Below are 21830 nucleotides of genomic sequence, written 5' to 3'. Positions count from 1 at the left end.
TTCCAGCGACAGTTAGGAGTTTCCCTCATTATTACTTTACCTTTGCCGAACGGGGAGCGCAGCTAACTTCCCCTTTAGGAGAAAATTCAGGAACGAGCGGAGCATCCATTGACGGCTTCTGAGTTTGACAAATGACTGGGACTGTAGTGCCTGTCTCAGTCGCAAATACTCCGCCGATATAACTCTTGAGTCCAGCTTCTCGTGGTGAGGCCGTGATGAGGGAGCGATTAGCGCAGGGCGCAGTTCCGCAAGCATCACTCACTTTTAATCGGTAAGCATAGTCGTAGCTTTGAGCCATCAAATTTGCCGATCGCTCTAATTCTTCTAAGCTATTGGCAAAGCGATTATTCTGTTGATAAAATTTTTCTTGCGCCGTGTTCATTGCTTTGAGATACACTTCTGCCCGTTGTTGCTTTTCGTCGGGCGGTTGATCATCAGGAGTTGGCATCACCTCTTCTACCCGATTTTGCGCTGCTTTTGAGGTAGAGAGAAAGGCGGCAATGCCTCCAATGAAAAATGCCCCAACCACAACCAGCATAATAGGCAACGAGTAAGCCAGCCAGTAAATCTTCAGCGATGCAAAGAAACTGCTGGGCGGCTCCTCAGACTCCTCTTCCGCTTCGGATTCCTCCTCTACCTCTTCTTTGGCGGCTGGCTCAGCGGGTAACTCTACTTCAAAATCTTCTAACCAAAGATGGCTATCTTCTTTTAGCTCAATTGGCGCTTCTGGTTCCTCTGGTTCCGCATCAAGATCGTCAAGCCAGAGTAGATCATTTGGCAGGATCGGGTATAGCTCAAGCTCTTGAGTCCAAGAAAGGGAGTCTGTTCCAAGCTTTTTGCCTTGCGCTCTGACCGTTCTAATGGAGTCCGTTCCAAGCTCCAGTAAGCCCTTTTGAATAAATGCAGTGAGCGTTTCCTGATTGAGGGTTTTTGGAGACTCTAACAGAATGTTTAAACAGTCGTATTCTCGTTCGGCATGGGCTGTAATACCTTTAGGTTCTAAGACTGCATTCATTAATGCTGCGATCGCGTCTGGCTCACCCTGTTTAGCGAGATCCAAAAGATTCGACTGTTCCATCTGAAGAAGTTCTCGACGTGGAGTAATTCGCTAATCAACCAACTTACAACCAATTGACGCCGCACAGTCGCATCAACGGCGGCAGTTTGCTCTTAATCTACATCATCTTTAGAAAAAAGCTGAATTGAACGCTGCACTTCTGCTCATTTCTGATCATTTAAGTAATGCACTCATGCGAATGCCCGTTCAGGAAACCCTTTAACAAGATTCTTTTTTGAGATTTTCAGAGTGGGCGGCCAAGTCCCGCTTCGCCGTGAATGAACGGGGTTTTTGGGAACACTTAATTTAACAGAACAATACCGTCTATCGTTACTGATTACTCCAGGAGCAGGGCAGTGCAATCAGTTAAGCAGCAGCAAATTCTTGGCTATTTCATTGAAGAAGCGAAAGAACATCTCGATACGATCGAGCAAGGATTAGTCGATCTCAAATCGACAATGGCAGATTCAGAGCGAGTGAATGAGCTATTTCGGGCGGCTCACTCGATTAAAGGCGGAGCGGCAATGCTTGGCTTTGACAGCATTCAGAAAACGGCTCACCACTTTGAAGACTGTTTCAAAATTCTCAAAGAGCACTCGATTAAGGTCGATCAGCGCGTTGAAGACCTGTTTTTAACTGGCTTTGATACGTTGAAGGCATTGATTGTAGAGCTTCAAAGCCCGTTCGGATTGCGAGAAGAGGCGGCTCAGCAAGCGGTGTTAGCTGCAGAGCCAACATTCAATGAATTGCAGAAGTATTTTCAAGTTTTACTCTCCGGTGGAACCTCTGGTAGTGGAACGACGCCTACCGCCGCTAAGGGCACATCTGCTTCTACTCTTCCTGCAAATGCGGCGGCTCAGATCAACGCCATTCTAAAGGCGATGCTGCAACTGTTTAAGCAGGGCGATTCTCCAAAAAGTCGTCAGCAGCTAATTGCCTTGGGCAATCGCCTAATTCAGGTTAGTCCAACGGCGAAACCTTGGGTTGTTCTGGTTCAGATGGCTCAACGGGCGATTAGCGCAGAGCGCAACTCTGAAGGAACCGCAGCCCACAACACGTACGCCGCGATCGCGCCCGTGCTAATTCGAGACTTGAAGCAGGCCAGTGACTTGCTTTTAGCAGGACGCGCCACCGAAATTACAGCCAGCGCTAATCTGCAGAAACTTGTTGCGCCTGCGACACCGCAGCGCTCTGCGCCTGCGCCCCAACCTGCACGCGCTTCCGCTCCCAAACAAGTGTCTATCCCGCTTGAACCGAGAGCGGCAGCGAGAACCTTGCTAGAAGTGTTCAACAAATCCCAATTGATTGAAATTGCTGAGTTTTTGATGAAAGCTATTCAGTAACAGTTAGGATTAAATCTAGAGATCTGAGCGCTGAATGGGTAATGCCTTCAGCGCTTTTGAGTTTTAGGAGAGATCAACCGTGAAGATTGGATTTATCGGAATTGGGCTGATGGGACTACCGATGGCGCAACGGCTGATCGATGCTCAAAATTCTCTCACGGCATACAATCGCACATCCGCTAAGTTGGAGCCGCTAAAGACGGCTGGAGCCGAAATCGTGAATGCTCCAGACCTGGCGATCGCGGCTTCTGAAGCGATCGTTCTCATGCTCACCGATGCCGCCGCGATTCGCAGCGTATTGCTGAGTGATGCCTCACGGCAACATCTCTCTGGGCGCATGGTGATTCAGATGAGTACGATCGCGCCAGATGAAAGTCGAGAGATTCGAGATCAGGTCGTGGCAGCAGGCGGAGAATATATCGAAGCACCCGTGCTTGGTAGTATTCCAGAAGCTCAATCTGGCAACCTGATTGTGATGGTTGGATCAGAACCAGCGCAGTTTGAGCGAGTGTTGCCCCTCCTAAATGTCTTTGGTTCTAATCCAATTCTTCTAGGTGCAGTCGGATCTGCTTCTACGGTGAAATTAGCGCTAAATCAACTAATTGGCTCAATGACGAGCGCTTTTTCTGCCAGTTTAGGGCTTGTCCTTCGTCAAAATGTGGATGTAGAAGCGTTCATGAGTATCTTGCGTAAAAGTGCGTTGTACGCGCCAACCTTTGATAAGAAGTTGCAGCGAATGCTCGATAGCAACTATTCAAATCCTAACTTTCCAACCAAACATCTCAAAAAAGATATCGATCTCTTTATTAAAACTGCTCACGTTAATGAGTTGAGCGTTGAGAATGTGGAAGGAGTCCGCAACGTCCTTGAACAGGCACTTCAGCAGGAACTTGCAGAAGGAGACTATGCCGCTTTGTTTTCCATAATTTGTCCTGGCGTTCCCTCAACGTCTGCTGAGCGATCGTGACGAGTTTCAGTAGCTATCCAGTCTTCTTAGCTGTAATGATTACAACAGCTATATTTAAACTTGCTCGCTTCCCTCTGTCGCCGTATATACTGCTGGTGAATTTGTCTACGGAGATCTTGAATTAGATTTGGCTGAATCAGCCTGGGCTTCTGTATGGATTTGAGTTTGCTCGGAGCCTCCACGAAACGACTAACGCTTAGTGGGCTATTGTTGTTTTTCGCTTACGGAGGTGAGCATCCATTCAACTAAATTTAGTTTGCTAAAGCAGCTTCAATCAGGAGGTACCAAATAAAACTCAGTATTTTCCGGAAAGCTTTTTCTTGAAATGAAAGATACATTAGATACCGTTATAGGCAAACTCTGACTTTTACAGGCTTATCAGAGCCATCACTTAGTATTTTTTTGTACAGGCGATACTCTAAGTCACCCTATTAATAATGTGAATTTAATAGAAGCTGTGTTTAGAAATAAATGTAAAAAAAGATACTTAGAAGGGCACTTTAAGCTCAGTGCAAGTAAGTAAATATTCTTTAAGAAAGCTTTAGAGACTCTTGGAGAGGCAAAAAGATTTCCTGAAGACTGCCTGAAAAGGTTTTAGAGAACCCTTGGAGGTCGTTAATGTTACAACAGCCCCACTAGTAACATTAATTGACACTTTAGCCCCAGCTAAGTCCCCATGGTGTCCTCTGAGTTACCCAACTCGATTGTACCTCTCGCATCGCCCCCGCAGAATAACCCGTTGAACGCGACAGTCACCGTTTGAGTCCAACACAAGCTATGCGTGTCTTAATCTATTCTTACAATTACTACCCAGAGCCAATCGGGATTGCACCACTCATGACCGAACTCGCTGAAGGATTAGTCAAGCGAGGGCATGATGTTCGAGTCATCACCGCGATGCCAAATTACCCGCAGCGTCAAATTTACGAAGCGTATCGGGGGAAGCTTTATACAACGGAAGAACGTAATGGAGTGACGATCCAGCGTAGCTATGTGTGGATTAAGCCAAAGCCAAGTCTAGTCGATCGCATCCTGCTAGACAGTAGCTTTGTCTTCACGAGCTTTTTCCAAGCGATTCGAGGTTGGCGACCAGATTTGATTCTGTTGACTGTGCCGCCTTTGCCTGTGAGTGTGCCTGCCGCCCTTTTAGGTTGGCTGCACAACTGCCCGATCGTTCTCAACGTTCAAGACATTCTGCCTGAAGCGGCGGTGCATGTCGGGTTAATCAAGAACAAGCTGATGATCCGCGTTCTTGAGTCTCTAGAGAAGTTTGCCTATCGCACAGCCCACACAGTAAGCGTAATTGCAGATGGATTTGTCGATAATCTAGAGCGTAAAGGTGTTCCATCGAGCAAAATCACCTGCATTCCGAACTGGGTTGATGTCAATTTCATCAAGCCTTTGCCGAAAGACAATGCCTTCCGAAAAGCACATAATTTGGAAGGTAAGTTTATTGTGCAATATTCCGGTAACATCGCTCTGACGCAGGGATTAGAAACCGTTGTAGAGGCGGCGGTTCGGCTACGAGATTTTCCAGAAATTGCGTTTGTGATTGTGGGTGAATCAAAAGCGATCGCGAAACTAAAAGATTATTGTGCGGCTTGTGGTGCAGAGAATGTTATGTTGCTGCCCTTCCAACCCAGAGAGAGGCTTCCTGAAATGTTAGCTGCGGCTGATGTTGGGCTGATTGTGCAGAAGCAAAACGTGGTGTCGTTCAATATGCCGTCTAAAACGCAAGTGTTGCTAGCAAGTGGGCGTCCAGTAATTGCTTCAGTGCCGAGTACCGGAAGTGCAGCGAAAGCGATCGAGAAGAGTCATGGTGGCGTGGTTGTAGAGCCAGAGCATCCAGAAGCATTGGCGCAGCAGATTTTAGAACTTTACAAAAACCCTGAGTATGCTGCATTGCTTGGTAAGCAAGGTCGTCAATATGCGATCGAGCGGTATTCGTTTGAGCAAGCGTTGAATCAGTACGAAGCGCTGTTCCAGAAAGTGAAAGAAGGCTCTGAGGCGGTTAAACCTGCTTATGCACTGACTGTGAATAAGTCAAGCAGTTAGTTAGCTGTTTTTAATTCTCACTGAGGTTGTGGGTTTATGTTTCATGCATAAGCCCTTTTTTTGACCGCTTGAGTGTTTCTAAGGAATTTCTCATTACGCCGTTTCAGAGTTGCTCAGGACCGACGCAGAGATTCTTGTGGCGATAGATTTGAGATACCTTTCGGAAGGTGCCTCGCCTGCGAATGTAACGGACATCCGACTCCCTTTGGGGCTTCATTCTTGTGCCGCGTTGCTACAGGCGTAAGCTATCAAACTCGCTGCTAATAGGTAAGTCTTATTGCTGTCAACTTTTGGAGCAATACAAAGCGAATTGCAGAATATAAAATTCTTAGCGATCCACTCAAAAAGAGTGGGTATTATAAAGACGAAATCAAGCTAATCTGCCCATCAATCCTACATTTTAAGGCAATTGTAAAGTGATGATTTCTGGTTGGTCTGAGATTTTGACGACATTTCCTCTGTTGGCTTAACAATGATGACTTCTAATTTAGCTAAAGTCCCGGTTTCCGTTCTAATTCCAGCAAAAAATGAAGAAGCGAATTTGCCCGCCTGTTTAGAGAGCGTTGCTAGAGCCGACGAGGTGTTTGTTGTTGACTCTCAGAGTAGCGATCGCTCGGCTGACATTTCCCAAAAGTACGGCGCGACGCTAGTTCAATTTCAGTTCAATGGTCGCTGGCCTAAGAAGAAAAACTGGTCGCTGGAAAATCTGCCGTTTCGCAATGAGTGGGTGCTGATTGTCGACTGCGATGAGCGCATCACGCCTGAACTTTGGGAAGAAATTGAAGCGGCAATTGCTCAGTCTGACCATGATGGCTACTATCTTAATCGTCGAGTCTTTTTCCTAGGGCAATGGATTCGTCATGGTGGCAAGTATCCAGACTGGAATCTTCGCTTATTTAGACATGCGAAAGGACGCTACGAAAACTTAAATACTGAAGACATTCGCAATACTGGCGATAACGAAGTTCATGAACATGTTGTTCTGCCAGGTAAGGTTGGCTATCTAAAGAACGATATGCTGCACATTGACTTCAAGGATCTGTATCACTGGCTAGAGCGTCACAACCGCTATTCCAACTGGGAAGCGCAGGTGTATTTGAATGTGCTGAATGGGAAAGGCGATAGTGGCACGATCGGAGCTAATTTGTTTGGGGATGCTGTGCAGCGCAAGCGGTTTCTCAAAAAGATTTGGGTCAAGCTGCCGTTCAAGCCCTTCTTGAGATTTGTGCTGTTCTATTTTATTCGGCTCGGATTTTTAGATGGTAAAGCTGGTTATACTTACGGGCGTTTGCTCAGTCAGTACGAATATCAGATTGGGGTAAAACTCTACGAACTACAGCAGTGTGGCGGTACGTTGAATACGCAACCTGTACCCACTTCTAAACTTCAACCCATTCCTCAACCTGAGTCTTAATGCTGGAGAAGAGAGAGAGAGAGGGTGACCGGAAATCTCTTCCTGCACCGATTCTGACTGCTAAACCCCTTGTGAATTTGCAAAAATACGACCAATCCTGGTTCGATCGCGGTCGTCCAGGGTGGGTTGTGTTGTTGTGGTGGCTGGTGCAGGCGATCGCATTCCCGCTCACGCCTCAACCGCTGAACAACATTAGACGCGGCATCCTACGACTATTTGGTGCGAAGATTGGAAAAGGCGTTCTGGTTCGCCCGACCGCTAGGTTTACCTATCCTTGGAAGGTGGAGATTGGTGACTATAGCTGGATCGGGGATGATGTGGTGTTTTATAGCCTCGATCGCATTCAGATTGGTGAACATTGTGTCATTTCGCAGAAAACCTATCTCTGCACGGGAAGTCATGATCTGCACGATCCGAGTTTTGGATTGGTGACGGGAGCGATCGCGATCGGAAATGGCGCTTGGATCGCCACGGACTGCTTTATTGCTCCCGGTGTGCAGATTGGAGCTAACGCAGTTGTAGGTACACGCAGCAGTGTTTTCACGTCGCTTCCCGAGCAGCAAGTTTGCTGGGGAACGCCTTGTCGTCCTCAGTATGAGAGAGAGTTCCGAGCCTAGCTATGCTGATTGCTCTAACCGCATCGGACCTAAGTATTTTTCTAGATAAGGTGAAAAAACTTCGTAAATTAAGGTTAGGGGCTGTCCGTGATGCCAGAACAGGTAATGGCGTCCCCAGAAAGGTCCCGGATGTCCAAACGCTTCTTCTAAGGCTTTGGAGTGACCGTAGTACAACCCTTGAATATCACGGTACAGTTCGGCCCTAAGCCGAGAAAGATTTAGCCAAATGGGCTGCGATCGATTCTGTAAATAGTCATCAATGTGGCTCAACTCCCACCACGAGGTGGCATATCCTAACCGTTGACCAGAAGCTGTTCTCAGCCAAATTTGGCGGCGCAATCGAGGTCCAGGAACTTTCTCAATTGAGCTTGGGGCATGGTCGGTCGCAAATCCGATCGGCGACATATCTAGCACATCTACTTCTGTGCGTTCGCCTGTGAGAAGCTGTAAACAGTGAGTTGGAGAGCCATCTCCAAGCATCATCATCTGCCAAGTTGGGGCAAGTTGAGTGTGGGGTAATCCTTGCTGAATATCCTGTTCGCCGCCCTGCCAAAGAGGACTGAGAGCGTGCCAAGTGGTGGGCAAGATTGCGCTATCTTTGGGTCTAAAGGTGGCAGTCACGTTGCTTTACAGAAGTTAACTTATCTTTAATGATAACGCTCTCAGTTCAGTTACTGCGGTTGCTTCATAAATTTGCAGCCTGAAGCCATCTTCTAGAGCTGCAAGTTACATCAGCGCTGCGCTATGAGAAATGCTGGTAATCTTCTAAACGGGTTGTCCATTCAGCATCTTTTCTCGCAAACGTTTATATGTCTACTGTCACCGTTAAAGTTCCTGCCACGACTGCAAATATTGGTCCCGGATTTGATTGCTTGGGAGCGGCACTCACCCTTTACAATCAGTTCGCCTTTTCACCGCGATCTGATGGAGAAGCTTTAAGGATTACTGTGAGCGGTACAGAGGCGAATCGGGTTTCTACAACTGCTACTAATCTGGTGTATCAAGCCTTTTGTAAGCTGTGCGATCGCATTAACAAACCTATCCCTGCGATTCACCTTGATATTCAAATGGATGTCCCCCTAGCGCGGGGGTTAGGAAGCTCAGCGACGGCGATTGTTGGCGGCCTTGTTGGTGCGAATGTTTTGGCAGGTTCGCCGCTCAGTCCCGATCAGTTAGCAGATTTGGCGACGGAAATCGAAGGTCATCCCGATAATGTAGTTCCGGCGCTGATGGGCGGCTGTCGATTGGCAGCATCAGGCTATGCTGAGACTGCAACTTCTCGCCCTTGGGAAATCTGTGCATTGAGTTGGAATGCTAACGTTGTTCCCATTGTTGCTATTCCCGATTTTGAGCTTTCAACGGCAGACGCGAGAAAAGTGTTGCCTGCTGACTATAGCCGTGCTGATGCCATCTTTAACGCGGCTCATTTAGGATTGCTCCTGCGGGGGTTAGAAACTGGAAACGCGGATTGGTTAAGAGCGGCGTTGCAAGATCGAATTCATCAACCTTACCGTCAGGCATTGATCAAGGGATATGACGCCGTGCAGCAGGGCGCGATCGCAGCAGGTGCGTATGGCATGGTAATCAGTGGCGCAGGTCCGACTCTATTGGCGCTATCTGATCCGAGCCAAGCCGAATCAGTGCGATCGGCAATGGAAAACGCTTGGATAGCTCAAGGGATTGGCGTACAGGTGAAAGTATTGACCCTTGATACTCAGGGAGCGCGCATATTGTGAGGCGTTGGCTCTTTGGTTAGTCAGTTCCTTGTGCTCTAAACTAAGGATTAAGTTTTGTTAGGACGCCTTCTCTCATGCTCAGACGCCTAGTTCTCATCCTGTTCGTTGCGATTTGTTGGCTCACCTCTAATCAATCCGCAGGTGCAACTCCTCTTCAGTCCGTTCCGGTTGCCGCCATCTTTTCATTCCCGAACTCTCGACCCACTAATTTGGGAATCGGTAGCAATGGCTTTGCTGCCTGTCCTAAAACACCCAACTGCGTCAACAGCTTCAGTACCGATCCAGTTCACCAAATTGAGCCACTGCGCTATACATCCTCACCCGAACAGGCATTTACTAATTTAAAACAAACCATTGCAGGACTGCCCAGAACCAAGGTCATTAGCGAAACAGATACCTACTTGTACACAGAATTTACAAGCCGATTTATGGGATTTGTGGACGATGTAGAGTTTTCCTTAGACAAACCTGCGGGCCTTATTCAAGTGCGATCGGCTTCCCGTTTGGGTGAATCGGATTTAGGCGTCAATCGCAAACGAATCGAACTCATTCGCACAAAGTTAAAAGACGCTGAAAACGTTGGTTAATTGGCTAGAGAACTGCCAAGGAGGAGCTTTCAGTGCGGAAGCTCCTTTTTATTAGAAAAATTAATCGGATGGCTTTCTTGACAAATAAGTGCAGCAGCATAAACATTTTGTACCCAAACTCATGCGTTAGAATGGGTCAACAAGCCTTCTATTTTCCGAACTTCGTTGTGATTCCTTCGGAAGCTTGAGGGCATCTGCTCTCATCTCCTAAAGGAGTGTTCCATTTGAATGCGTGAGTCGCCGAAACTCTTCCGTCCTAACTATCCTAAAGCTGATTCTGCCAGCGCTCCTATCCTGAGTGCGCCTCAGTTTTCGGATGAGTTTCAACCCTTGCGGGAACGAGCGATCGCGTGGTTAAAGTTAAATGTGCCCGAAACTCGACTGCGGCACATCGTTCGAGTCGAGAAGATGTCAATTGAATTGGCTCAACGCCATCGGCTTGATCCTGAGAAAGCGGCGATCGCAGGATTAATGCACGATCTAGCCAAGTTCTTCAAGCCCGACCGCTTACTGCAAATGGCAAAGGACGAAGGATTAGAACTCGACGCGATCGACGAACTCAATCCCCATTTACTTCATGCAGATGTTGGCGCGATCGTTGCCCGTGATGAATTCGGAATTCACGACCCTGATATTCTCAATGCAATTCGCAACCACACGCTGGGCAGACCGCAAATGAGTTTACTGAGTTGCGTCGTCTATCTGGCGGACGGCTTGGAACCGGGGCGAGGTAGCACCCCGGAGTTAGAAGAACTGCGTCGATTGAGTCGTCAAGATTTGGTCGAGGCCACATGGAAGTCAGCTGATTGTTCTATCAAACATTTGATTCAGGCACGACATCTGATTCACCCTCGAACCGTTGATACTCGTAATTGGTTTTTACAAACCGCAATGCAACGCTCTCGAAAATCCTAATATCCTAGAGTTATGCCACCTAATTTTAGATATCGATTGTCTCGCTGTTCGCATTATCTAATGTCCAATTCAACTCTTTACGTAAAAGGAATTTAGACCTGAATGGCAAATCTTTCTAACCAACAAACCCTCTCCACCATCGCGAATCCTGCACTGCAAGTCTCAGATCGAAACTATGCTCTGGCCTTGGCGATCGCAGAAGCGGCCGATGAGCGCAAAGGGGGCGATATTGTCCTGCTCAAAGTTGGCGATGTCTCGGTGTTAGCAGATTATTTTGTGTTGATTACAGGTTTCTCGAAGGTGCAGGTGCGCGCGATCGCGGGCATGGTTCAAGACAAAGTAGAAGAACAGTTCGATCGCAAGCCGATTCGCTCAGCGGGGCTGATGGAAGGCACGTGGGCTTTGTTAGATTACGGCGATGTGATTGTGCATATCATGATGCCCACAGAGCGCGACTATTATGGGTTAGAAGCGTTTTGGGGACATGCAGAAAGCACGTCGTATAGTGCGCTGGCTCTACAAACGTCTGAAGAAATCGCAGACCAATAACTTCTTCTAGCGAGTAATGGTGAAGCGACCGTTACTCGCTATTGAGTCTATCCTCCATTCCGGCAATCAGACTGCGAGATTAATCGTAAGAAGAGTGATGTTGATAAACACAGATGTTATGAAGCAGTTCAAAATTAATTGTCATTGAGAAACATTCGGCTGAATATCTGGCTTATCCGAGATTAAAAGCGGCACGGTAAGAGCGATTTGTACTCAAGCTGATATTTCTAGAGAAGTCATGTTCGGAAGCCTATCATCCAAGCTAAGGAGACAGTTTGATTCCGGTTTGTATCTCTCTATCAACGCAGTGGAAAGTCAAAGATTGCCCAGAGACGCAATGCACTGCGGCTGTTAAAACTCTTCTATACTGACGAATAGAATTCCACTCACCTCTTTAGCCTGGCTATGAGTTCTGTTACCTGTCCCGTTCCTGTAGAACAGCGGCCCATCAACGAGTATCAAAACCTGAAAGAATCCTGGTTCTTCCGGTGGGCGACGTTGGATGGGTGGGGCTACATTCAGCCGATCGTGGTGCTTTGGGCGCTGAATTGGATTGTGGCAGGTCCGATCGCATCAGTGAGTTTTGCGCCTACAAAGCACCTACCTCAGTTCCTGTTGCTTGGCTCGATCGGGGCAAGCTTAATTCCGATTTTGGCACTCGTTCGGCTCTACCTAGGTTGGGTCTATGTGAGAACTCGGTTGCTCAACGCCAATGTATTTTACGAAGAATCAGGTTGGTATGATGGGCAGATTTGGGAGAAGCCGCCCGAAGTGATTGATCAAGATCAGTTGATCGTGTCGTATCAGATTCAGCCGATTTTGCGGCGGTTGCAAAAGACCTTTGCCGCGATCACAGGTGCTTTTCTAGCGATCGTCGCCTTGTGGTGGCTTTTGTAAGGCACAATCCTAACAACTCATAACGTTTTTTCAACCTCGTCTCCACCTAGTGTTAGAGTCTTTTCCATGACAAGGGGCAAACGCATTCAAAGCACCGCAGAGCTAGAAGTTAAGCTATTGCGGGAAGGCATTACGGAATCGGTTCATTCGGCTCAGGCGATGATTTGTGACGATCGCGGTCGCATTCTCCTCTGTGCTGGAAACGCTGAGGCAGCTACATTTGCACGATCCGTGCTGAAACCGTTTCAAGCACTGGCCGTGACCACGACCGGAACGCTTGAGAGCTTCGGCTTGACCGATCGTGATTTGGCGATTATCTGTAGCTCTCACAAAGGCACGATCGAGCAAGTCCGGCAAGTGTTCAATATTCTATGGCGCGCAGACTTGGAGCCGACTGCCTTGCAGTGCCCGACTCCAGAGGGCAAGAAAAGTCCACTCCAGTACAATTGCTCTGGCAAACATGCGGGCATGTTAGCGGTTTGCAAACAGCGCGGGTTTCCGCTTAACAGCTATCTCCAGTACAACCATCCGCTTCAGCTGCTGATTTTAGGAAAAATCGCTGAACTACTGCAAATTCCAGCAGAAGAATTCATTCCAGCGCGAGATGATTGTGGCGCACCGACTTACTACATGCAACTTAGGCAGTTGGGCTGGCTTTACGCTCAGCTTGCCTCTGGTAATAGCTTAGACATGGAGCGGGTCTCGCGATCGATGACTCATCATCCAACAATGGTGGCAGGGGATGGAGAATTTGATACAGAACTAATGCGCCTCACGGAAGGAGAGATCATCAGCAAATCAGGGGCGGAAGGCGTGCAGTGTATGGGTCGTGTGGGAGAAGGCGTTGGATTGGCGATCAAGGTGAAAGATGGCGCGAAACGAGCTAAGTATGCGATCGCAATTCACATTCTGCAACAAATGGGCTGGATTACGCCGACGGTAGCTGAGAGTTTGTCCGAAACCTACATTACCCTCGGACGCTACAAACGTTTAGATGTCACTGGTGACTTATCCATGCTGTGACCAACTGATGATCAGCAACGAAGTTGTTCCCTTGATCGTCTGATTGGGAACAGTCGTTGCCTAAATTCGTTGTTAAGATTCACAGAACTGCGTTCACACTATTAGTATTTAGCTCTACTGTTCCGCCTCCTATGAGTGACACTATCCTCGACGTTCGGAATCTCGAAGTTGAATTTAAGACCGATACCAGAGTCGTCAAAGCTGTAGATGGCATTTCGTTTCAGGTCAAGCGCGGACGAACGTTAGGCATTGTGGGAGAATCCGGATCGGGAAAGTCAGTCACTTCGTTAGCCGTCATGGGACTAATTCCCAACCCACCCGGACGGATTGCGGGCGGCGAGATTTGGTTTAATGACGATCAGAGTGCCGGAAAACCGGTCGATTTGCGGACGGTTTCAGCCGAAAAGCTGCGAGATTATCGTGGCGATCGCATTGCGATGATTTTTCAAGAACCGATGAGTTCGCTCAACCCGGTCTATACGTGCGGCTACCAGTTGGTTGAGGCTATTCGGCAGCACACCAAGCTTTCCGAGTCAGAAGCGCGGCGGCGGGCAGTTTCGCTGATGCAAGAAGTGCGGGTGCTGCCGCCCGATGCCGAACTGAAGCGGCGGCATGTCGAAGATCTTCACCAAAATTCAGGCACTCTGCCAAGCGAAGCCGATCTCGATCGAGAAATTAACCGTCAGAAGTTAGCGATGCTCGATCGCTATCCTCATGAATTATCGGGCGGTCAACTTCAGCGCATTATGATCGCGATGGCCATTTCCTGCAATCCGACCCTGTTGATTGCTGACGAACCCACGACGGCGTTGGATGTCACCGTTCAGGCGACGATTTTGGATTTGCTGCGAGAACTGCGCGATCGTAGAGGCATGTCGATGATGTTCATCACTCACGATTTGGGCTTAATCGCCGAAATTGCCGACGAAGTAGCAGTGATGTACGAAGGCAAGATTGTAGAGTACGGCTCTGTACTCAACATCTTCTCCAATCCGCAGCATCCTTACACCAAAGGACTTCTCACCTGCCGTCCTCAGCCGACTCGTCGCTTGCGACTCTTACCTACTGTTTCAGATTTCATGGAAGTGGCGCTGCTTCCGAATGGAGAGAAGCGGCTCCAAGAAAAGAAGCTGGATGTGAATGCGGCCCTAGCAGAAAATCAAGAAGTGAGTGAAGCCGAGTTTGATCGGCGCATGAAAGCGTTGCAGCAGCAAGAACCGCTGGTTTCGGTACGCGATCTGCAAGTGGCGTTTCCGATACGCGGCGTATTTGGACAAACAAAACGCTACATGATGGCGGTCAATCACGTCTCGTTTGATGTCTATCCTGGCGAAACATTGGGATTGGTGGGTGAGTCGGGTTGCGGAAAATCGACCTTGGCGAGAACCTTGATGCGCCTAATCGAGCCAAAGGCAGGACAAATTTTGTTTGAAGGACGCGATATTCTAGCGCTCTCTAGCAAGGAAGTTCGGCAACTGCGGCGAGAAATCCAGATTATTTTCCAAAATCCCTACAGTTCGCTTGATCCGCGCATGAACATCGGTGAGGCGGTGATGGAACCGTTGCAAATCTACGGGCGCGGCGGCAAGCGACAACACCGCGATCGCGTCGCCTATTTGCTAGAGCGAGTTGGGTTGAATCCAACCTGGATGAATCGCTATCCCCACGAATTTTCTGGCGGTCAGCGTCAGCGAGTTTGCATTGCGCGATCGCTGGCACTCAATCCTAAATTTATTATTTGCGATGAGTCTGTCTCAGCGCTCGATGTCTCGGTGCAAGCTCAAGTGCTAAACCTGTTGAAAGAACTGCAATCCGAGTTTGGATTGACGTACATCTTCATTTCGCACGATCTGAGCGTTGTGAAATTTATGAGCGATCGCATTATTGTCATGAATCGCGGCAAAATTGAGGAAGTCGGCACGTCGGACAGCATTTACCTACATCCGCAGCAGCCCTACACGCGCCAACTGATTTCAGCGATTCCCCTCGGAACCCTCGATCGCATTCGCGAACGCCAGCTTCACCGTGGACTATCTGCCTAATTAAGATGGGGATTGCCCGCTGAATTTTTGCTTCATTACCAGCCAGAAGAACGGCAGATCATCCACAAAATAGCGCTTCCAGAGGCGCTTGGGTTCGCAGTACAGCCGATATAGCCACTCAATGCCAGTGCTGCTCATCCACTGCGGCGCTCTGGGTTTGTTGCCGGCCTCAAAGTCGATCGACGCGCCAACAGCCATGAAGATATCGATGTTTGGTAAATGATCTTTGTATTTAGAGATCCAAATTTCTTGTTTAGGCGCACCTACACCAATGACCAACACCGTTGCCGTCGAGCGATTGATCAGATCCACAATCAGACGACATTCTGCTTCATTCTTCTCAAAGCCAAAGGACGGCGAATGCGCCTCTACAATAATGTCCCGACCAATCCGGTGATTAATGCGTGCTTGCGCCCGCTCAGCTACCCCTGCCGCACCACCCAGCAAAAAGATTTTGATGTTCTCATTGTGTCGGTGATGCTCACAAAACACGGGAAACAAATCAGAACCAGAGATTTTAGCTTGGAGTGGAGATCCTAAAAACCTAGAGGCATAGAGCACAATTTGACTATCGCAGATTTTATAGTCTGCCACTTCATAGGCCTGTCGAAAGGTTGCGTCTTGCTGAAGCTTCATCAAGTGATCGACATTGGGAGTGAACACAACGCCTTTCGTTAAGCGATTCAGCAGTTCAGTCCTAGATAAATTGTCGATCTCAACATTTAGAATTTCTACTTTTTCGTGCCCGATTCGATCACTAAGTGAACGGCGGTTCTCTTGGGTAATCGAATTAGCAGTTGAGGCTAAGACAGCTTTCCGAAAGTCTCGGTAGAGCCGTTGTACCTCTTCTCGTCTTACAACTTTTGAAGTGTCTTGGGACATGATGGCGAATCTGAGTCGAAACAAGTTCCGGAGCAAGGAAGCACACTACAAAAATGTGTAGCAATCGCTACGACGCTTTACTGTAGTGTTCCCATTTTGTTTCGGGTTTCAGACTGCAATCACGTTAGACGGCCAAGTTTATCAACATTGCATAATTGCAACGCTATAGTTCACAGAACTTTTGCGCGCAGCCAAGCGATCGGCAATGACATCATTTTTTTTCTACCAGATACAAATGCCCGTTTTTGGAAGTTGTCGTAGCCGTTGCGCTCAATCATGTCAAGAATCTGGCTGTACATCATCAAGGCAGACCAGACAGGTAGCCGAGCATCCTCGCTGAGGGCACTAATGCCGCGCTCTGCTAGAGCGTAGAATTTGCGGGCACGCTCAATTTGAAAACTCATCAGCGCTTTCCAGCGCTCATCAATCACGCCTTTAATCAAGTCCTCTTCGGTGTAGTCAAACCGCGCTAAGTCCTCCATTGGAAGATAAATGCGACCGCGACGGGCATCTTCACCCACATCCCGCAGAATGTTGGTGAGTTGGTTGGCAATGCCGAGCGCGATCGCTTCTTCAATCGGAGGCGTTGCGGATGGGTCATCCCAAGGTGCCGATCGCAGTCGTGGCTCGGTTCCCATTACGGTAGTAGACATAAGCCCTACCGTTCCGGCAACGCGATAGCAGTACAACTCCAGTTCCTCAAAAGTTTCGTAGCGACTGCGGTAGAGATCCATGCGCTGCCCATCGATCATGTCGCGGAATGGCTGAATGTCGAGGTCAAATCGCTCTAAAGTGTCAACCAGCGCTACATCTAGATCATCGTGGGGATGCCCCACAAAAATTTTCTCTAGCTGCTCTTCCCACTGGTCGAGCGTCTCGTTGGTCGTGAGATGCGCCGCTGGACCATCGACTAACTCATCGGTGCGCCGACACCAAACATAGATTGCCCAAATTGCGCGACGCTTCGGGGGGGACATTAACATGGTTCCCAGGTAGAAGGTCTTCGAGTATTCGGCAGTGATCTCGCGGCACTGTTCGTAAGCCTCCTCCAGGGAAGCCAGGGTTCTCTCACAGGAAGAAGATTCGGGCAATTGTAGCATTCTCATGCAGATGGGAAGGTTGACAAGTCCTAGTTGCTACTGGTGACTAAGCTACGCTGGTCGCTTTCGGACACCGTGGGCGGTTGGATGTTTGTAATCGCCTGCGCTGTCAGCTTACCAGAAAGTACAGCCCCTTCCATACTGCCTAAGTAGCGCTGCATCGTATAACTGCCTGATAAAAAGAAATTAGATATGGGTGTGACCTGAGACGGACGATGCGCTTGTCGCCCAGGAGAAGCGGTGTAGACGGATCGCGGCGTTTTGACCACTTTGTATTTTCTGAGCTTGGCAGGATTTTCACCCGTCAAATGCTGCGGGAAGAGTCGCTCTAGCTCTTTCATGGTGGCAGCGATGATCTCTTCGTCAGATTTGTCAATCCAATCTTTGGCAGGAGCTAAAACGAGTTCGAGCATCGAGCGGTTCGGATCGGCATATTCCTTGCAGGTGATGCTCATGTCGGCATAGACGCTTAGCAGATCGGAACGCGAGAACAGCAGGTGGTCGATGTCGGTGATTTTGCGATCGAACCACAAGTGTAGATTGATGACCGGAACGCCTTCGAGTCCATCTAACTTCTGGAAAAACTCCATCTCTTTCCACGGCTGTGGCATCAAGACTTTCATCACATCAACCGACATCGCAGAAACGTATAAATCTGCCGTAATGACTTCATCTTCCGCGCCATTGATACCCCGAATCAGAAAGCCCTTCACAGTGCCGTCGTCGTTCAGCAGAATTTGCTTGAGGGGTTTGTTGAGGTAAATCTCTCCGCCGCGATCGCTGAAGTAATCGACGATGGGCTGGCACAATCGCTCTGTCGGTGAACCATCTAAGAAGGCAATTTTAGACCCGTAGCGCTCTTGCAAAAATTTGTTCACTGCCGTCAAGATGATCGTTGCTGAGACATCTTCAGGATCGATGAATGTGAGCGCCTTGGCTGCCGCGATAAACACATCAGAACTGACACGCTCATCAATTCCTTGACGCCGCAGCCATTCGATAAGGCTGTACTTATCCATGTCTTCGACATACTTCTGACCCCGCAGCACTCCGGGCCACAGCCCCACTGCAAAGCGAATTTTCTGTTCCCACGTCAGCATGTCGTTGTTGCGGAGAATCGACATGATCACGTTGAATGGCGCAGGAATGTCTGGAACGCTGAAGTATGAGTAGGTTCCCGGCTTTTCAGGTTGATTAAAAATCAGGGCGTGCTCTTTCCACTGGAGCCGATCTTCGATGCCCAATTCCTTCATCAGTTGCAGCATGTTGGGATACGCACCAAAAAAGGCGTGCAGCCCCGTTTCGTACCAATCGCCCTCGTCGTCTTTCCAAGCTGCCACCAAGCCGCCCAGCACATCACGACTTTCTAAAACGATGGGAGTATGCCCTGCATCAACCAGGTATTTCGCGCAAGATAATCCTGCTAAGCCGCCTCCGGCGATCACTACTCGCATGTGATTCTTCAACACCTTTTGAGGATGAATTCGATTTTCATTATACGTTGCAATCCGTTACATTCCTCGATGAATTTTGAAGTGGGGTAACGTCTTCGACAGCGCAAGAGAAGAGGTACTGCTAAGGTAAGAGGTAATTCTTCTCAGTAAGCTGTAGCGACAGAATGAAACCTGCTAAACATAGAGCACTTTCTACAACGGTGCGCTTTGCCTTAGTCGCCGGAGTGGTTGGCACAGGAGCCTATTTGGCTCAGCACTATTCTGATAGTGAGGCCAACTTAGATAGTGGGACAGTGGCAGTAGCGCAAACGGCGGAGAAAGCGAGGAGTGCAAACTCGTTTATTGACTCCCTTGGGGTCGCTACGCATTTACGCTACATCGACACGAGCTACGGGCGTTACACGGATGTCGTTGAGCCTCGACTGCGAGAGTTAGGCGTTCGGCATGTTCGGGATGGCGGCAACGATCCAGGTTTATTTGCCAAATTGAATCGATTGTCTCGCTTTGGCATTCGCTCCACGCTAGTCTTTGATCTGCGAGATAACATTACGCCTAGTAATGCCGTGTCGGTGTTGAAGAAAGTGCTGCCATCAGTGGTTGCGATCGAAGGCCCAAACGAGTGGGATATCAATAATGTGACCTATCGAGGCAGAGGGTTTCCAGCAGGTCTAAGAGACTACCAAACGGAGCTGTATGGGGCAGTTAAGCGCGATCCGGCAACAGCAAAAATTGCGGTGCTAACGCCTTCGATCGCCTATCCAGAGAATGCCGCTAAGCTTGGTTCTCTCAGGTCAGTCAGTGATTATGGCAATCTTCATATCTACGCCGGGGGTGGCATCCCAGCACTTGACTATGAATCGAAGTGGCTGCCGCTCACGCGCAAGATGACTGGCGATCGCACCATCATCGTGACAGAAACAGGCTGGCATAATGCGGTGAACGATCGAAACGCTGGGCAGAGAGGGGTTTCTGAGCAAGTCTCTGCCAAATACATTCCCAGAATGTTTTTGGAGTATTTCAACCGGGGCATCAAGCGAACGTTTTTGTACGAATTTTTGGATGAGCGATCGCGGGGAGACCAAGAAAGCAACTTTGGCATCATTCGAGCCAATGGCATTCCAAAACCTGCGTTTGTCGCTTTGCGAAATCTGATTCGAGTCCTAAATGATTCGCCTAATACGGCGGCTACCGGAACGTTAAATTACAGCTTGAGTGGCAATGTCAGGAATGTCAACCGGACGCTACTGCAAAAGCGCAACGGAGATTTCTATCTTGTGTTGTGGTTGCAGACAACCAGTAGCAATGCCCTAAAGACACAGCGAGTGACGCTGAATTTAGGCACACCGACGCGGCAAGCGGAAACCTATTTTCCCAACCAGTCCCCCAATGTTGTCATGAGACATCAGTCGCCAAGCCGGATTACATTAGATGTGCCCGATGCGCCATTGATTGTCAGAATCACACCAAAATAGGCTGCATGGGTGCAATGAGTCATTCGCCTTCTCAAGGCAACTGCGAAGTCCGAACTCGTTAAACTATGCGCCCAGTCAGACTGGAAACCACTGTTGCTAACTCGATCGCATCGACGGGTTTGGTTAGATGCATCTGAAAGCCTGCTAACAATGCTTGCCTACGATCATCACTCCGAGCATAGGCGGTCAGCGCGATCGCGGGGAGCCACCCGCCCTGCTGCGCTTCGAGTTGACGCAACTTCCGAATAAGGAAGTAGCCATCCTCCTCTGGCATTCCAATATCGCTTACTAACATATCGAAGCGGCGATCGCTGGAGGTTTCGATGATTGTCATCGCCTCTCGAACGGAGGTAGCGGCGATAACGTCAGCACCATACTCTTGCAGAATCGTACTGAGCAATTCCAGCGCATCAGCCTCGTCGTCCACCACTAAAATTTGTAAGCCTTCTAGGGTCGGCGGCGCATCTATCACTTCATTCACCTGAACGAGCGGGTCTAATTGCTCTGGGTTAATCGCGAGCGATTGGTTGATCGTCACAGGCAGTTCAACGGTAAAGGTCGCCCCCTGTCCTATCCCTAGACTCGTCGCCCTAACGGTTCCGCCATGTAATTCAACCAGTTGACGCACAATGGCTAACCCTAAGCCTAGCCCGCCGTAACTGCGAGTCGTCGTGCTGTCATGCTGGCGAAAGCGATCGAAGACATACGGTAGAAAGTCTGAACTGATTCCTTGTCCAGTGTCGCTGATCGTAAGCTCAACATAGGAATTAACTCGCTTTAGGCGAATCTGGACTTGCCCGTCTTTGGGCGTAAACTTGACAGCATTAGACAGTAGATTCCAAACAACTTGCTGCAATCGATTGGCATCCCCCGTGATTGAACCCGCTTCAGTATCTAGAACGCTTTGAATCCGAATTGCCTTTGCTTCAGCCGCTAGGCGTATAGACTCAATTGCAGATTCAACCACAGGGACAAGTTGGACTGGACGGGCTTGGAGGCGCAGTTTACCCGTGATGATGCGAGAAATGTCTAGAATATCTTCTATCAGTTGTAGTTGGGATCTGGCGTTCCGCTCGATAGTCTCCAACGCCCGCACCATTTTTTCCTGGCTCAGACTCTGCTTTCGTAGAATTTGAGACCATCCTAAAATCGCATTGAGGGGGGTTCTTAATTCATGAGAAAGAACCGAGAGAAACTCGTCCTTAGCCCGATTGGCAGTTTCTGCCTCTGCTCGAATCACCTGTTCGCGAACTAACAGTTCATCTTTGGCGCGATTTGACTCTTCCAGTTGGATTGTGCGCTCTTGTACACGCTGCTCTAGCTCCGCATTGATTGCCTGAATCTGGCGACGACTATCCTCTAGCTCCTGGTTTGTGCGGGCGAGTTGCTCTGGACTGGGGGCATCGATCGCGACTGGAATTAATGGAATCAGTAAAAAGGTAAACGCATAGGCAGACCAAACGGCATTAGTCGATTTAATCAATCCTGAAACCCAGTAGATCGGATGCCAGAGCGTAACCACTCCCATTAGGTGAGTTGTGCCACACAAGGCAAAGACAAAAAAGTAGCCCACAAGCAGCGTTACCGTCTTAGCGGGTAGATCCTTTCGCTCATTTGTAAAGTAAACAATGGCAACTGCTACTGAGTAATACGCAAGGGCAGTCACGGTAGTGCTATAGATCTGTTGTTAGTGCCTAGATCGATAATCCAAACTCAAATC

Annotated in this window: 19 protein-coding genes; 13 read left to right on the top strand and 6 right to left on the bottom strand. The window is 48.8% G+C overall.

The window, feature by feature from the left end; translation table 11 throughout:
- Positions 1-31 precede the first annotated feature (31 nt).
- On the bottom strand, positions 32-1078 hold the full coding sequence (locus tag AC5JLB_RS22355) for a type IV pilin-like G/H family protein (RefSeq protein ID WP_495876032.1): 1047 nt from the start codon (positions 1076-1078) through the stop codon (positions 32-34).
- Between the two features lie 335 nt (positions 1079-1413).
- Between AC5JLB_RS22355 and AC5JLB_RS22350 the strand changes: the two genes are divergently transcribed.
- The 5 genes from AC5JLB_RS22350 to hpsU all read left to right on the top strand — a co-directional run bounded on the left by AC5JLB_RS22350 (position 1414) and on the right by hpsU (position 7453).
- Entirely contained in the window at positions 1414-2400 is a 987-nt protein-coding gene (locus AC5JLB_RS22350; protein ID WP_495876031.1) for an Hpt domain-containing protein, read from the top strand.
- Between the two features lie 79 nt (positions 2401-2479).
- On the top strand, positions 2480-3367 hold the full coding sequence (locus tag AC5JLB_RS22345) for an NAD(P)-dependent oxidoreductase (RefSeq protein WP_495876030.1): 888 nt from the start codon (positions 2480-2482) through the stop codon (positions 3365-3367).
- A 777-nt stretch (positions 3368-4144) separates the two neighbouring features.
- Positions 4145-5422 carry a glycosyltransferase family 4 protein gene (locus AC5JLB_RS22340; protein WP_495876029.1) on the top strand — a complete coding sequence of 426 codons (1278 nt, stop codon included), beginning with the start codon at positions 4145-4147 and terminating at the stop codon, positions 5420-5422.
- Positions 5423-5894: 472 nt separating this feature from the next.
- Positions 5895-6836 (top strand): glycosyltransferase family 2 protein, encoded by a 942-nt coding sequence (locus AC5JLB_RS22335; RefSeq protein WP_495876028.1) that lies wholly within the window; start codon positions 5895-5897, stop codon positions 6834-6836.
- A gap of 71 nt (positions 6837-6907) precedes the next feature.
- On the top strand, positions 6908-7453 hold the full coding sequence (gene hpsU, locus AC5JLB_RS22330) for a hormogonium polysaccharide biosynthesis acetyltransferase HpsU (protein WP_495876027.1): 546 nt from the start codon (positions 6908-6910) through the stop codon (positions 7451-7453).
- Here hpsU and AC5JLB_RS22325 read toward each other — a convergent pair whose 3' ends face one another.
- Positions 7454-8074 carry a chorismate lyase gene (locus AC5JLB_RS22325; protein ID WP_495876026.1) on the bottom strand — a complete coding sequence of 207 codons (621 nt, stop codon included), beginning with the start codon at positions 8072-8074 and terminating at the stop codon, positions 7454-7456.
- Between the two features lie 188 nt (positions 8075-8262).
- Here AC5JLB_RS22325 and thrB point away from each other — a divergent pair, with 188 nt between their 5' ends.
- The 7 genes from thrB to AC5JLB_RS22290 all read left to right on the top strand — a co-directional run bounded on the left by thrB (position 8263) and on the right by AC5JLB_RS22290 (position 15202).
- Positions 8263-9189 carry a homoserine kinase gene (thrB, locus tag AC5JLB_RS22320; RefSeq protein WP_495876025.1) on the top strand — a complete coding sequence of 309 codons (927 nt, stop codon included), beginning with the start codon at positions 8263-8265 and terminating at the stop codon, positions 9187-9189.
- 74 nt (positions 9190-9263) lie between these two features.
- Positions 9264-9776, top strand: coding sequence for a DUF1499 domain-containing protein (locus AC5JLB_RS22315; RefSeq protein WP_495876024.1), 513 nt, complete (start codon positions 9264-9266; stop codon positions 9774-9776).
- A gap of 228 nt (positions 9777-10004) precedes the next feature.
- Positions 10005-10691, top strand: a complete 687-nt coding sequence (yqeK, locus tag AC5JLB_RS22310; RefSeq protein ID WP_495876023.1) for a bis(5'-nucleosyl)-tetraphosphatase (symmetrical) YqeK — start codon at positions 10005-10007, stop codon at positions 10689-10691.
- Between the two features lie 102 nt (positions 10692-10793).
- On the top strand, positions 10794-11240 hold the full coding sequence (gene rsfS / locus AC5JLB_RS22305; protein ID WP_495876022.1) for a ribosome silencing factor: 447 nt from the start codon (positions 10794-10796) through the stop codon (positions 11238-11240).
- A 405-nt stretch (positions 11241-11645) separates the two neighbouring features.
- Positions 11646-12137, top strand: coding sequence for a CGLD27 family protein (locus AC5JLB_RS22300; protein ID WP_495876021.1), 492 nt, complete (start codon positions 11646-11648; stop codon positions 12135-12137).
- Between the two features lie 66 nt (positions 12138-12203).
- Positions 12204-13160: an asparaginase gene (locus AC5JLB_RS22295; RefSeq protein ID WP_495876020.1), complete on the top strand. Its 957-nt coding sequence runs from the start codon at positions 12204-12206 to the stop codon at positions 13158-13160.
- Positions 13161-13291: 131 nt separating this feature from the next.
- On the top strand, positions 13292-15202 hold the full coding sequence (locus AC5JLB_RS22290) for an ABC transporter ATP-binding protein (protein WP_495876019.1): 1911 nt from the start codon (positions 13292-13294) through the stop codon (positions 15200-15202).
- On the opposite strand, the gene AC5JLB_RS22285 is transcribed toward AC5JLB_RS22290, so the two are convergent.
- From AC5JLB_RS22285 to pds, 3 genes are all read right to left on the bottom strand, one after another.
- Positions 15203-16084, bottom strand: coding sequence for a WecB/TagA/CpsF family glycosyltransferase (locus AC5JLB_RS22285; protein ID WP_495876018.1), 882 nt, complete (start codon positions 16082-16084; stop codon positions 15203-15205).
- 170 nt (positions 16085-16254) lie between these two features.
- A complete protein-coding gene (gene crtB, locus AC5JLB_RS22280) occupies positions 16255-17184 on the bottom strand; it encodes a 15-cis-phytoene synthase CrtB (protein WP_495876076.1) in 930 nt (309 codons plus the stop codon).
- 29 nt (positions 17185-17213) lie between these two features.
- Positions 17214-18638 (bottom strand): 15-cis-phytoene desaturase, encoded by a 1425-nt coding sequence (pds, locus tag AC5JLB_RS22275; RefSeq protein ID WP_495876017.1) that lies wholly within the window; start codon positions 18636-18638, stop codon positions 17214-17216.
- Positions 18639-18802: 164 nt separating this feature from the next.
- Here pds and AC5JLB_RS22270 point away from each other — a divergent pair, with 164 nt between their 5' ends.
- Positions 18803-20110 carry a hypothetical protein gene (locus tag AC5JLB_RS22270; protein WP_495876016.1) on the top strand — a complete coding sequence of 436 codons (1308 nt, stop codon included), beginning with the start codon at positions 18803-18805 and terminating at the stop codon, positions 20108-20110.
- 58 nt (positions 20111-20168) lie between these two features.
- On the opposite strand, the gene AC5JLB_RS22265 is transcribed toward AC5JLB_RS22270, so the two are convergent.
- Positions 20169-21791, bottom strand: a complete 1623-nt coding sequence (locus AC5JLB_RS22265; protein ID WP_495876075.1) for a hybrid sensor histidine kinase/response regulator — start codon at positions 21789-21791, stop codon at positions 20169-20171.
- Positions 21792-21830: the final 39 nt, after the last annotated feature.

The organism is Myxacorys chilensis, from assembly GCF_059505265.1.
Note: the sequence above shows the minus strand (reverse complement) of the source record. Positions and strands in the feature narration are given on the sequence as shown.